A 12,957-nucleotide genomic window follows, 5' to 3' on the forward strand; every position below is an offset into this window, starting at 1 on the left:
GGTTCCAGACAGGAAATTATCGCCTAGGGCGACCGCTCCATCAGAGCCTGCATCAACGCATCAATCTCCACTCGCAATTGCGGGGCCAAGGAACGCAGGGCAACGTCATCCGTTCCATGTGCCGCCGCATTCAGCTGCGCCGACAGCACCGCCAACCGCGACGCGCCCACCGATCCTGCAACACCTGTCAGGATATGGGTCTGCGCGCGCACCTTATCCAACGCCCCCTCTGCAATCGCCTGCACCAGTGCCGCATCGCAGCGGTTCAAATCCGCGTTTAGTTGTGTGGCAAGCTGGACCAGGACCGTCGGACCCATTGCCTCGGCCAAGACATCGAACACGGCATGATCCAGAACCGGTACGTCGTCCGGCTGCGTCCTGCCCGTGTGAATTTCCAACACCCGCCGTCCCAGCGCCTCGATCGAGCGGAGCGGCTTACCTATCGCGCCATCCGCGCCCAGCTCGTAGACCCGTTCAACATAATCCGGTTCGACATGGGCGGTCAGGCAGATCATCGTTGGCCGTTCCGGCGCACCACGTAATGTGCGCAGAACGTCCAGTCCCGACATTTCTGGCATTTCGATATCCAGCATAACGATGTCGGGCTGGTCAGATTTAATCCGTTCCAATGCAGTCACGCCGTTGCGCGCAGTGGTCACAGCCGCGCCAAGACGCGCGAGCATTTGCGAAACGACATCCAGATTGGCTGCGTCGTCCTCGGCCACGAGGACGCGCAGATCAGTTAAAATAAGCGGAGACGTCAACCGGACTTCCCGCCTGCATAGCCCAAGCGCGATAACGCATCCGAAATCTCGGACAGGATCGCGGGGTCGTCGATTGTGGCGGGCATCTTATACTCCGTTCCATCGGCAATCCGCGCCATGATACCGCGCAGGATCTTGCCCGATCTTGTCTTTGGCAACCGTTCCACCACGACCGCCGATTTAAAGGCCGCAACCGGCCCCAACACCTGGCGCACCCGTGCAACACATTCCGCGACGATTTCCGCCTCGGGGCGATCAACACCACGGCTTAGGCACAGGAACCCGATCGGCAACTGACCCTTTAGCGCGTCAGCCGCACCAATAACCGCACATTCCGCTACATCGGGGTGTCCGGCAAGGATTTCCTCCATCGCGCCGGTGGACAGACGATGCCCCGCCACGTTGATGACATCATCGGTCCTAGCCATGATGTACAGATATCCGTCCTCATCGATCATGCCCGCATCGCCGGTTTCGTAATATCCGGGGAAGGTGCTGAGATAGCTTTTCTTGTACCGTTCATCCGCATTCCACAGGGTCGGCAACGTACCCGGCGGCAGTGGCAATTTGATCGCAACCGCGCCCAGCTCACCGGCGGGCATCTGCTCACCCTCAGGCGACAGGATTTGGATATCATATCCGGGCACCGCAACAGAGGGTGATCCTACCTTGATCGGCAGCGCCTGCAACCCGATGGGATTGGCCGCAATTGCCCAACCGGTTTCGGTCTGCCACCAGTGATCCACCACAGGCACGCCCAGCAGATCACCCGCCCAGTTCACGGTATCAGGGTCTGCACGCTCCCCCGCGAAATACAGCGTTTTGAGGTGGCTGAGGTCATAGCGGCCGACATGCTCACCCTTTGGATCATCCCGCTTGATCGCGCGGAATGCTGTGGGCGCGGTGAAAAAGCTCTTAACCTTATGATCCGCAATCACCCGCCAGAAGGTGCCCGCATCGGGGGTGCCCACCGGCTTTCCCTCGAACACAACAGTCGTGCAGCCGGCCAGCAGCGGGCCGTAGCAGATATAGGAATGCCCCACGACCCAGCCCACATCGGACGCGGCCCAGAACACATCGCCCGTGCCCACATCATAGATGTTTTTCATCGACCAGTTCAGCGCAACCATGTGGCCCGCCGTAGGACGAACAACCCCCTTGGGCTGTCCTGTGGTGCCAGACGTATACAGGATATAGGCCGGATCGGAGCCTGCAACCGGCACGCATGGCGCGGGGTCGGCGCGGCTCATCTCATCCAGCATATCGAAGTCGCGACCGACAACCAAATCGGCCGCACCGTGATCACGCTGATGGATCAGGCAGAATTCGGGCTTCTCCTGCGCCAGTTCAATCGCGGCATCCAGCAGGGGCTTGTAATGCACCACGCGCCCCGGCTCGATCCCGCAGGAACCTGCGATGACGGCCTTTGGCGCGCAATCATCCAGCCGCACGGCCAGTTCGGGCGCTGCGAATCCACCAAAAACAACCGAGTGGACGGCACCGATCCGTGCACAGGCCAGCATGGCGATCATGGCCTCTGGCACCATTGGCATATAGATCACAACGCGGTCGCCCTTAAGCACGCCACGTTCATGCAAAACGCCCGCCAGTCGCGACACACGATCCAGCAGGTCAGCATAGCTGATATGCTCAACAACATTCGTGACAGGACTGTCATAGATGATGGCGATTTGCGTGCCGCGTCCCGCCTCGACATGGCGGTCTATGCAATTATAGCACGTATTGCCCATCGCATCCGCGAACCAAGTATTGCTGGCAGCGTCATAACCGGTGGTCGGTGCGGATAGCCAGTCAATCGACTGGGCCTGCTGCAACCAAAACGCATCCGGGTCAGACTGCGCAGCGGCGTAAGTGTCACGGTACGACATGAATGTTTCCTCTCTGGTTTAGGGTCCACCCTTTGGCGGGTGGCTTGGCCGGCGATCTTGCGCCGCCGGTCCAAATAGTCAGGTATTTGCGCCCGCTCAGACGCGGCGGTCAGCCATATGAGGCGACCGGCGTTCCGGCGAGCGCCGAGATATTCAGCAACCCGCGTGCGGTGATGGAGCTGGTGACGATATGCGCGCGGTTGCCCATGCCCATCAGGATCGGGCCAACCTCTAGGCCACCCGCCTTGATCTTCAGGATATTCCGCACGCCCGAGGCCGCATCCGCATTGGCAAAGACCAGCACGTTGGCCGCGCCCTGCAAACGACTGTCGGGGAACAGGCGGGCCCGCAGTTCCGGGTCCAGCGCTGCATCCGAATGCATCTCGCCCTCATATTGGAAATCCAGCGATTGGCTGTCCAGCATCTGCAACGCAGCCCGCATCCGCCGTCCGCTTTCCGTATCCAGATTGCCGAATTGCGAGTGTGAGCACAGCGCGATTTTCGGCTCCAGACCAAAGCGGCGCACGTGCCGTGCAGCACCAATTACGATGCCTGCAATCTCCTCGGCTGTGGGTTCTGGATGCACATGGGTATCGGCCACGAACAGCGCGCCGGTTTCCAGGATCATCAGGCTGAGCGCGCCTGTCGGCTTACGCTCCTGCCCGCCCAGAACCTGCTCGATGTAGTTCAGGTGCCACAGATATTGACCGAATGTGCCGCAGATCAGGCTGTCCGCCTCACCACGATGCACCATCACCGCGCCAATGGCGGTGGTGTTGGTACGCATGATGGCGCGGGCCAGATCGGGGGTCACACCTTTGCGCGCCATGATGCCGTGATAGGTTTCCCAATAATCCCGATAGCGGGGATCGTTTTCGGGGTTCACGATCTCGAAATCGTCGGCCTTTAGCGGTATGCCACTGCGCGCAGCGCGGGTGGCGATCACGTCGGGGCGACCGATCAGAACGGGGCGATCTGTTGTTTCCTCGGACATGGCATAGGCGGCACGCAGCACGCGCTCATCCTCACCCTCGGCAAAGACGATGCGGCGTGAAGTGCTGCGCGATGCCTCGAAAACCGGCTTCATAATCAGCGCGGACCTATAGACGGAGCCGTCCAGCTGATCCTTATACGCGTCCAGATCCGCGACAGGGCGGGTGGCGACACCGCTTTCCATCGCCGCCTTGGCCACTGCACCGGCAACCACGGCCAGCAGGCGGGGGTCGAACGGTTTGGGGATCAGGTATTCGGGGCCAAAGACCAGACGCTCACCCTGATAGGCGGCGGCGGCCTCGGCGCTGGAGGATGCGCGTGCTAGCTCCGCAATCCCCTCAACACAGGCGACCTTCATCGCCTCGTTGATTTCGGTCGCGCCAACATCCAGCGCCCCGCGGAAGATGAACGGGAAGCACAGGACGTTGTTCACCTGATTGGGGTAATCCGAACGGCCCGTGGCGATCAGCGCATCGGGTTTGACGGCGCGCGCAGCGGCGGGGTCGATCTCGGGGTTCGGGTTGGCCAAGGCCAGAATGATCGGGGCGTCCGCCATCTTGGCAACCATTTCAGGCTTTAGCACATTCGGGCCGGACAGGCCGAGGAACAGGTCTGCCCCCTCGATCACATCGTCCAGAGCACGCGGTCCGCCGGGCTGCGCGTAATCAGCCTTTTGCGGAGTCATGTCCTCCTCACGGCCCTCATGAACCAAACCGGCCAGATCGCACAGGAACACGTTCTTACGCTGCACGCCCAGCGCCAGCAGCATGTTCAGGCAGGCAATACCGGCAGCGCCGCCGCCGGTGGACACGACCTTGATATCCTGGAACTTACGATCCGTCAGGCGTGTCGCGTTCAGGGCTGCGGCACCAACCACGATTGCGGTGCCGTGCTGATCGTCGTGGAACACGGGAATGTTCATACGCTCGCGGCACAGCTTTTCCACGATAAAGCAATCGGGCGCCTTGATATCCTCAAGGTTGATCGCACCGAATGTCGGCTCCAGCGAGGTGACGATATCGGCCAGTTTATAGGGGTCGCTCTCGTTCACCTCGATATCGAAGCAATCGATATTGGCGAACTTCTTGAACAGAACCGCCTTGCCCTCCATCACCGGTTTGGAGGCCAGCGCGCCGATATTGCCCAGGCCCAGAACCGCCGTGCCATTCGTCACCACAGCGACAAGGTTCTGACGGGCTGTGTATTTCGCAGCGGTGGCGGGGTCTTCCTTGATCTCCAGACACGCCTCGGCCACGCCCGGCGAATAGGCGCGTGCCAGATCACGCTGGTTTGCCAACGGCTTGGTGGCGCGAATCTCCAGCTTACCGGGGCGCGGAAACTCATGGTAATCCAGCGCGGCCTGCCGGAACGCATCCTTGTTCGCCTTATTATCGTCGGTCATCAAACTATCCCTTTACGTCGTTGGTCATGACGTAACGCCCCGCTGCCGCCGCGTCATCCGAATCCCGCGCAAGATTCTTCTCCATGAAAACCGAGCTGGGCGCGTCGGGATAGGTTCCGAACGGACCGATGCGGATAAAGCCCTCACGCGCGTAGAACCGATGCGCCGCGTCCAGCCCGACACCGGTTTCCAGCCGCAGCAGATTGCACCCCTTGGCCATGGCGCAATCCTGCACCGCGTTCAGCAATCCAGTTGCCGCGCCGGAGCCACGGGCGCCCTCGGTCACGAACATCGATTTCAGCTCGCCCCACCCGTCACCCTGATGGGCAAAGGCGGCGCAGCCCGTCACCTGCTCACCATCCCGCGCGAGGAAAAAGGTGACATGCGGCGCGGTCAAGCTGCCGAGATCCAAGCGGAACCGTTCCTCGGGCGGGAACATGGCGTCCAGCAGATTCCAACTCTGCTGCAAAACGGCAACGGCCTCGGGCGTGGTGGGGTCAGCTTGGCAGATGTTCATGATCGGACTTTCTGTGGACCCCTCACCGGCAATACGGTCAGGAGTTTTTGCATTTGGTCAGCCGCGTGCCTCAGCAATCAGCTTTAGAATATTGGCAGCCGCGTCGGGGATGTTGGTGCCGGGGCCAAAGATCGCCTTAACGCCTGCATCATACAGGAATTGGTAATCCTGCTGCGGGATCACGCCACCACAAACCACGAGGATATCCCCCGCGCCAGCCGCCTTTAGCGCCGCGACCAGCTTCGGGGCCAGCGTTTTGTGCCCTGCCGCCTGCGAGGAAATACCGATGACATGCACATCGTTATCAACGGCGTCCTGCGCTGCCTCCTCAGGCGTTTGGAACAGTGGGCCAACATCGACGTCGAACCCGATATCGGCAAAGGCGGTAGCGATAACCTTGGCACCACGGTCGTGGCCGTCCTGCCCCATTTTCACCACCAGCATACGGGGGCGGCGGCCCTCCTCCTCCGCGAAGCTCTCCACGTCGCGCTGGATTTGGGCGAAGCCCTCGTCGCCCTCATAGGCGGCGCCATACACACCGGCGAGGGTTTTGACCTCGGCGCGGTGGCGTCCAAATACCTTTTCCATCGCGTCCGAAATCTCCCCTACGCTGGCGCGGGCGCGGGCGGCCTCAACCGCGGCGGCCAGCAGATTGCCGTTGCCCCGTGCGGCCTCCTCCAATCCGGCCAATGCCGCATCACAGGCAGCCTGATCGCGGGTGGCGCGGATTTGCTCCAACCGCTCGATCTGGCTGGCACGCACCGCGACGTTGTCGATGTCCAGCACGTCAATCGGCTCTTCCTCATCGCGGCGATATTTGTTCACGCCGACGATAATCTCCTGCCCGCGATCAATGCGGGCCTGTTTCTGTGCGGCGGCTTCCTCGATCCGCAGCTTGGGCATGCCGGAGGCGACGGCCTTGGTCATGCCGCCCATTTCCTCGACTTCCTCGATGATTTTCCACGCTTCCTCGGCCAGATCGGCGGTGAGTTTTTCCACGTAGTAGGAGCCCGCCAGTGGATCGACGACATTGGTGATGCCGGTTTCCTCTTGCAGGATCAGCTGCGTGTTGCGCGCAATGCGGCTGGAATGGGCGGTGGGCAGGCCGATCGCCTCATCAAAGCTGTTGGTGTGCAGCGATTGCGTACCGCCCAAAACAGCGGCCAGTGCCTCGTAAGCTGTGCGCACCACGTTGTTATAGGGGTCCTGCTCCTGCAAGGACACGCCGCTGGTTTGGCAATGGGTGCGCAGCATGGATGAACCCGGTTTCTTCGGCTCGAACTCCGCCATGATCCGTGTCCACAACAGGCGCGCGGCGCGCAGCTTTGCCGCCTCCATGAAGAAGTTCATGCCGATGGCGAAAAAGAAGCTCAACCGCCCGGCAAAGGCATCCACATCCATGCCCGACGCAATCGCCGCCCGCACATATTCGCGCCCGTCCGCCAGCGTGAACGCCAGTTCCTGCACCAGGTTCGCGCCCGCCTCCTGCATGTGATAGCCGGAGATCGAGATCGAGTTGAAGCGCGGCATATTGCTGGATGTGTACCCGATAATATCCGAGATGATCCGCATCGATGGTTCGGGCGGATAGATATAGGTGTTGCGAACCATAAACTCCTTGAGGATATCGTTCTGGATCGTACCTGACAGGTCCGCGATGGAGCATCCCTGCTCCTCCCCCGCCACGATAAAGCTGGCCAGAACAGGGATCACCGCGCCGTTCATCGTCATGGACACGGAAATATCCTTGAGCGGGATACCGTCGAACAGGATCTTCATATCCTCAACGCTATCAATCGCCACGCCTGCCTTGCCGACATCGCCCTCCACCCGTGGGTGGTCGCTGTCATAACCGCGATGCGTCGCCAGATCGAAGGCAACGGAAACGCCCTGCTGGCCGGATTCTAGCGCCTTGCGATAAAAAGCATTGGATTCCTCAGCCGTGGAGAAGCCCGCATATTGCCGGATCGTCCATGGCCGCCCCGCATACATTGTCGCCCGTGGGCCGCGTGTGAACGGCGCATGGCCCGGCGTGCTGCCCACATGGTCCAGCCCCTCCAGATCATCGGCGGTGTATAGCGGCTTAACCGCGATCCCCTCAGGTGTGTTCCATGTCAGATCGTCGAGCGGGCGGCCGCGCAGTTCTTTCTCGGCCAGCTTTTTCCAGTCGGTCATACTAGGTCTCCTTCATGGCGTGGGGCCGGTGGGCGAGACGCTCCATCACGGCGGGTCGCAGGTTGGTATCGGGCGTGGCCGCCCCGCCAAATCGGTGGATTAGGTGAAATTCAGTCACGCTTTTCCCTCCCCTCTGGCGAAAAAATGCCTATATTCTGAACAGAAAGGAGCTTTCATGCTCAAAACTCTTATTGCGGTGCTTACCGTTATTGCGGTGCCCGCTGCGGCACAGGATGATCCGCTGGCCGAATATCTATGGGTCGCACGCCCCGTGATCGTCTTTGCCGACAGCCCGCGTGACCCGCGTGTGGTTGAACAGATCGCCGCCTTCGAACAGGCAGAGCGGGATTTGGAAGATCGCGATGTCATTGTAATCATTGACACCGATGCCGATAGCGCCCTGCGTGACAGGTTCCATCCGCGTGATTTCCAACTGGTTCTGATTGGCAAGGATGGCGAGGTGAAATACCGCAAGCCTGATCCCGTCCCCATCCGCGAGTTGACCCGCGTCATCGACCGCACACCTTTGCGGCAGGACGAATTGCGGGCAGAGCGTGCATTGCGGTTGCAGGAATATGCAAACCCGGTTGCGGAGTAAGCGGGGGCTGCTATTCCTTGAATTCCGCGCGATCCGGTATGCGGTTGAACGCGATTTTGGCACCGGTATAGGCGACCTTGTGCGGGGGCAGCTCGCCGTAGCGGATCGTGTCCTGCCCGAACAGCGCGTTCAGCCGGTCGATGCTGGCGCATAACGCCTCGCCATCCGTTGGTTCGCCCGCAATGCGGTCCGCGAACAGATCGCCGGTATCGTGCTGAACAGGTTGCAAATCCCCTAGCGCCACCGTCACCGAAACCGGTGATTCCAGCCGCAGCATGTCCCAATACCGCTCGAATATTCGCAGCAATGTCAGGCTGTCCTGCGTCGAGGCGATTTTGTAGTCCGCGCTGTGCCGTCCCAGCCGTTCGCATTTCACACCGACATGCAGGGATCGAGCGTAAAACCCCTCGCGCCGTAGACGGGATGCCGCCTTGACCAACAGACGTCTGGCAACCAGTCGCGCCCCCTCGGGCGTGCGGTTTTGTGGTGTCAGGATTTGCCCGTGACCAAAGCTGTGCCGCGCCGTTTCGGGATATTCCACATGCTCGCCCTGTAGCTGACGGATGAAGCGCTCCCCCTCGACGTTCCGCCACAAATGCCGCGCAGCCTTGGGCGACATGGCGTGCAATGCGGTTACATCGTGGATGCCCGCCGCGGCCAAGCGGGGCAAAATCCCCTTGGACACACCGGGCAGTTCCTTGAGCCGCAGATGCGCGATTTTCTGCGGCATAACGCTGGGATGCAGCCAGTCGAGGCCCGGCTTGCGCAATGCCGCCGCAACCTTTGCCAGCATCTTGTTCGGGGCCACCCCGACCGAGCAATTCAACGCCGGATTGACCAGATCGAGGATCGCGCGCTGTACATCCGCCCCGATCGACAACGCCTTGGCCAACCCCTGTTGCGAACCAGTCAACAGGCAGGAAAATTCGTCCACCGAAAATGCCTTGTGAATCGGGATAACCGTATCCACGGCCTGCATAATCCGGTGATGGTAATCCACGAACAGGTCGTGCTGTGCCTCGCGCAATACGATGTCCGGGCAGATCTTTCTCGCCTCGTAGACCCGCATCAAACCGGTGACGCCCGCCTGCTTTGCCTCGCGGCTGGCGGCGATCAGGGCGGCACCCGGTGCGTTCACCGTGACCACGCCCACGGGCCGACCGCGCAGGGCCGGTTCCTCCGCCTGCCAGACCGAGGCGAAGTAGGAATTCATGTCGAAGAACAGCGTGCTGACCTGTGGTTCCATTGCTCTGATCCGGACGACTCAGGGAGGTCATCACACTAGAACATTTAGCGAACAAACGGGAGTCCCTGATACGCGCCTCTTGCCTGAGGCCATGCACACTGCCATATAAAGAGGGAGCGATACCGTCACACCAGTCAGGAGAGCGTCGATATGTCTGAACCAACATATAAGCCACGCCCGATTACCGGTCGGACCGGACCGAAGCCCGGCTATTAACCCAATCGCGCAGTTCATCACTGCGCTGCTGGGTCATTTCATCCCGACGATTGCGCAAAAATTCCGCAACGCCCCTATCGCCATGCCGGATATGAATATCCAGCAACGCAACGGCATCCTGCCCCTGCGCCAGTGATTCCACCTTCATCGAGATATAGGTTTCGTATAGCTGCGCCTTACGAAGCGCGGATAGTTGCGCCACCGCATCTGCGCGCAAATCCTCAGCCAGAATAGCGATGGCGCGGACTTGCTGAAAATAAATCGCTGTCCAGTCGATCACCGTCGGCGGCAACATGGCAACATCCGAAATCAGCGCTGTGAAAATGCTGTCATTGTTTTCCAGCGGAATGAACGGAAAATAACCGGTATGACCGTCCGGCCCCTGCATGATACGCCCGCCGATCCGGTGGCCATATTCCTCCAGATTATCCCGTTCCAGAACCGCAACATAGGCCCTGATTTCCGCTGCTAGAGCGGCCTCCACATCACGAATCCGCTCATTGCGGCGGCGCCGATCGCCCGCTGCGTCACGCAGCAGGGCGAAAAACGCCGTCACAACGGCAGCTATGATCGCAGGGCCGATCCACGATTCCATGGTGTCACTCGAATTCCATGATGACTGCATCCACGGCAAGGCTGTCACCCGCCGCCGCCTTGATCGAGGAGACGATGCCCTTGCGTTCGGCGCGCAGGACGTTCTCCATCTTCATCGCCTCAACTGTGCATAGGGCCTGTCCCTCCTGCACCTCGTCGCCCTCCTCAACCGCGATGGACATGACCAAGCCGGGCATCGGGCACAGCAGCAGTTTCGAGGTATCCGGCGGCAGTTTCTCAGGCATCAGGGCCGCCAGTTCGGCCACACGGGGTGAGCGGACAAAGACCTTACGCGCCGCACCGCGCCATGCCATTTTATAACCATCCGTGATGCGCGATGCCTTTAGCGGCATAGCCACGCCATCCACCACAGCGTCGATCATCACATTGCCGGGTCGCCATTTGGTCAGGTCGATTTTCAGCACCGTGTCGCCAAAGGCCACGTCGAACAGCCAGTCGCCCGCATCGGTCACGCGCACTGCATGGCTGTCACCATTCATCTGTACGACCCAATCTGCACCTGGCTTGAACTCACGCCCCTCCATCGCGCCGGAAACTTGCGCCCCGCGACGCTGGCGCACCAACTGGCACGCGGCGGCAACAGCGAACAGGCGGGTTGCATCGGCATCGGACAGGGCTGCGCCCTCGAACCCATCGGGATATTCTTCCTCGATGAACGCGGTGGTGATGTTGCCTGAAACAAAACGCGGGTGGTCCATCACAGCGGATAGGAACGGCAGGTTGTGGCCGATTCCGTCTACCTCGAACCGATCCAGCGCGCCGCGCATTTCCTCGATCGCATCTGCGCGGGTTGGGCCCCACGAGCACAGCTTGGCAATCATCGGATCGTAGAAGCGGCTGATCTCGCCGCCCTCGTAAACGCCAGTATCGTTGCGCACGCGACGCTCGATTTCCACGGGCGGGCGGTAGCGGGTCAGGCGACCGATAGAGGGCAGGAAGTTGCGGAACGGGTCCTCGGCATATAGGCGGCTTTCCATCGCCCAGCCGTCCAGTTTCACATCATCCTGCTTGATGGCGAGGTGTTCGCCGTAAGCCACGCGGATCATCTGCTCCACCAGATCGACGCCGGTGATCAGCTCGGTCACGGGATGTTCCACCTGAAGGCGGGTGTTCATTTCGAGGAAGTAGAAATTGCGATCCCCGTCCACGATGAACTCAACCGTACCGGCGGAGCAATAATCAACCGCCTGCGCCAGCGCGACGGATTGTTCGCCCATCGCCTTTCGCGTTGCCTCATCAAGGAAGGGAGACGGAGCCTCCTCAATCACCTTTTGGTTCCGGCGCTGGATCGAGCATTCACGCTCGCCCAGATAGATGCAATTGCCGTGCTTATCGCCAAGCACCTGAATTTCGATGTGGCGGGGCTGGGTCACGAATTTCTCGATGAAAATCCGGTCATCGCCGAAGGAATTCGCCGCCTCGGATTTCGATAGGGCGAAACCCTCGCGCGCCTCGTCATCGTTCCATGCGATGCGCATCCCCTTACCGCCGCCGCCGGCAGATGCCTTGATCATTACCGGATAGCCGACCTGCGCCGCGATTTCCGCCGCGTGGTCTGCATCATCAATCAGGCCCATATAGCCGGGAACCGTGGACACGCCTGCCTCGGCCGCCAGCTTCTTGGACGTGATCTTGTCGCCCATCGCCTCAATCGCGCCGACAGGTGGGCCGATAAAGGCAACACCGGCGGCGGACAGCGCCTCGGCAAATTCGGCACGCTCGGACAGGAAGCCATAGCCGGGATGCACTGCCTCGGCGCCGGTTTGTTTGATGGCGTCCATAATCTTGTCGATCACAATATAGGACTGGTTGGCGGGCGGCGGGCCGATATGCACCGCCTCATCCGCCATTTGTACATGCAGCGCGTCGCGATCCGCATCTGAATAAACGGCGACGGTGGCGATCCCCATCTTGCGCGCTGTTTTAATGACGCGACAGGCGATTTCACCCCGATTGGCGATGAGGATTTTCTTGAACATTTCTGCCTCCGTTCAGGCGGTGTTGGAATTGCGGCCCGAACGAGGCCGAAGAGAATTTAGAACGCTCACGGGACCACCACACTGACGGCAGTGCCCGCAATATCTGCGGCAACGCCGATGGTTTTTCCCGTTATTTTGATCGCGGCACCGGCCACGTCACCGATGCAACCGCTCAGCGACAGGCACAGGACCAGTGCCGCGACCCGCATCAGAACAGCTCCGGAAAATTGCGCTGTGCGACATCCATATCGACGCGCAGCAGTGCCTCGTAGGATTCCGCATCAAACGGGTCCTCGGCCGGAACGACCTCGCGGCCGAACAGCCACGAGATGCGCCCCGCATCCAGATTGCCCCGCTCAAACGGTTCGTCGCCAAAAAATTCGATAAGTGCGCCCAGAAAGCCGGAATCGGCCTCACGGTCGGGCTTGCGGCGGTCGCGGTAACGCTCACGCGCCTTGATTTCGGTGATGCCCTTGGTCGCGGCGCGACGGATCACGAATTGAAAATCGGTTCCGCGCAGACGCCCCGGAAATCCACGATGTTTCTGCATTATATCCCCCTTT

The 12,957-nt window shown here is 60.6% G+C and carries 11 protein-coding genes; 1 reads left to right on the top strand and 10 read right to left on the bottom strand.

What is annotated here, in order from left to right:
- Window positions 1–23: 23 nt before the first annotated feature.
- The 5 genes from CR254_RS09800 to scpA all read right to left on the bottom strand — a co-directional run bounded on the left by CR254_RS09800 (window position 24) and on the right by scpA (window position 7,740).
- Window positions 24–764, bottom strand: a complete 741-nt coding sequence (locus tag CR254_RS09800) for a response regulator (protein ID WP_180955959.1) — start codon at window positions 762–764, stop codon at window positions 24–26.
- Entirely contained in the window at window positions 761–2,653 is a 1,893-nt protein-coding gene (locus CR254_RS09805; RefSeq protein WP_097929681.1) for an AMP-binding protein, read from the bottom strand. The genes CR254_RS09800 and CR254_RS09805 overlap by 4 nt, the downstream gene beginning before the upstream one ends.
- 109 nt (window positions 2,654–2,762) lie before the next feature.
- A complete protein-coding gene (locus CR254_RS09810) occupies window positions 2,763–5,048 on the bottom strand; it encodes an NADP-dependent malic enzyme (protein ID WP_097929682.1) in 2,286 nt (761 codons plus the stop codon).
- A 4-nt stretch (window positions 5,049–5,052) separates the two neighbouring features.
- On the bottom strand, window positions 5,053–5,565 hold the full coding sequence (locus tag CR254_RS09815; RefSeq protein WP_097929683.1) for a GNAT family N-acetyltransferase: 513 nt from the start codon (window positions 5,563–5,565) through the stop codon (window positions 5,053–5,055).
- Between the two features lie 57 nt (window positions 5,566–5,622).
- Window positions 5,623–7,740: a methylmalonyl-CoA mutase gene (gene scpA, locus CR254_RS09820; protein WP_097929684.1), complete on the bottom strand. Its 2,118-nt coding sequence runs from the start codon at window positions 7,738–7,740 to the stop codon at window positions 5,623–5,625.
- A gap of 175 nt (window positions 7,741–7,915) precedes the next feature.
- Here scpA and CR254_RS09825 point away from each other — a divergent pair, with 175 nt between their 5' ends.
- Window positions 7,916–8,338, top strand: coding sequence for a DUF4174 domain-containing protein (locus CR254_RS09825; protein ID WP_097929685.1), 423 nt, complete (start codon window positions 7,916–7,918; stop codon window positions 8,336–8,338).
- A gap of 10 nt (window positions 8,339–8,348) precedes the next feature.
- Here CR254_RS09825 and CR254_RS09830 read toward each other — a convergent pair whose 3' ends face one another.
- From CR254_RS09830 to CR254_RS09845, 5 genes are all read right to left on the bottom strand, one after another.
- Window positions 8,349–9,584: a Y-family DNA polymerase gene (locus CR254_RS09830; RefSeq protein WP_097929686.1), complete on the bottom strand. Its 1,236-nt coding sequence runs from the start codon at window positions 9,582–9,584 to the stop codon at window positions 8,349–8,351.
- A gap of 181 nt (window positions 9,585–9,765) precedes the next feature.
- On the bottom strand, window positions 9,766–10,395 hold the full coding sequence (locus CR254_RS09835) for a hypothetical protein (RefSeq protein ID WP_097929687.1): 630 nt from the start codon (window positions 10,393–10,395) through the stop codon (window positions 9,766–9,768).
- Window positions 10,396–10,399: 4 nt separating this feature from the next.
- Window positions 10,400–12,394, bottom strand: coding sequence for an acetyl-CoA carboxylase biotin carboxylase subunit (locus CR254_RS09840; RefSeq protein WP_097929688.1), 1,995 nt, complete (start codon window positions 12,392–12,394; stop codon window positions 10,400–10,402).
- A gap of 65 nt (window positions 12,395–12,459) precedes the next feature.
- A complete protein-coding gene (locus CR254_RS18055; protein WP_180955960.1) occupies window positions 12,460–12,603 on the bottom strand; it encodes a hypothetical protein in 144 nt (47 codons plus the stop codon).
- Entirely contained in the window at window positions 12,603–12,944 is a 342-nt protein-coding gene (locus CR254_RS09845) for a hypothetical protein (RefSeq protein ID WP_097929689.1), read from the bottom strand. The genes CR254_RS18055 and CR254_RS09845 overlap by 1 nt, the downstream gene beginning before the upstream one ends.
- Between the last annotated feature and the right edge of the window lie 13 nt (window positions 12,945–12,957).

Origin of the sequence: Pontivivens marinum, assembly GCF_900231835.1 — a bacterium.
GTDB lineage: Bacteria > Pseudomonadota > Alphaproteobacteria > Rhodobacterales > Rhodobacteraceae > Pontivivens > Pontivivens marinum.

Bases quoted from the DNA above. Each gene is read 5' to 3' on its own strand.
- CR254_RS09805 (WP_097929681.1), bottom strand. From the start codon at position 2,653: ATGTCGTACCGTGACACTTACGCCGCTGCGCAGTCTGACCCGGATGCG.
- CR254_RS09810 (WP_097929682.1), bottom strand. From the start codon at position 5,048: ATGACCGACGATAATAAGGCGAACAAGGATGCGTTCCGGCAGGCCGCG.
- CR254_RS09815 (WP_097929683.1), bottom strand. From the start codon at position 5,565: ATGAACATCTGCCAAGCTGACCCCACCACGCCCGAGGCCGTTGCCGTT.
- scpA (WP_097929684.1), bottom strand. From the start codon at position 7,740: ATGACCGACTGGAAAAAGCTGGCCGAGAAAGAACTGCGCGGCCGCCCG.
- CR254_RS09825 (WP_097929685.1), top strand. From the start codon at position 7,916: ATGCTCAAAACTCTTATTGCGGTGCTTACCGTTATTGCGGTGCCCGCT.
- CR254_RS09830 (WP_097929686.1), bottom strand. From the start codon at position 9,584: ATGGAACCACAGGTCAGCACGCTGTTCTTCGACATGAATTCCTACTTC.
- CR254_RS09835 (WP_097929687.1), bottom strand. From the start codon at position 10,395: ATGGAATCGTGGATCGGCCCTGCGATCATAGCTGCCGTTGTGACGGCG.
- CR254_RS09840 (WP_097929688.1), bottom strand. From the start codon at position 12,394: ATGTTCAAGAAAATCCTCATCGCCAATCGGGGTGAAATCGCCTGTCGC.
- CR254_RS18055 (WP_180955960.1), bottom strand. From the start codon at position 12,603: ATGCGGGTCGCGGCACTGGTCCTGTGCCTGTCGCTGAGCGGTTGCATC.
- CR254_RS09845 (WP_097929689.1), bottom strand. From the start codon at position 12,944: ATGCAGAAACATCGTGGATTTCCGGGGCGTCTGCGCGGAACCGATTTT.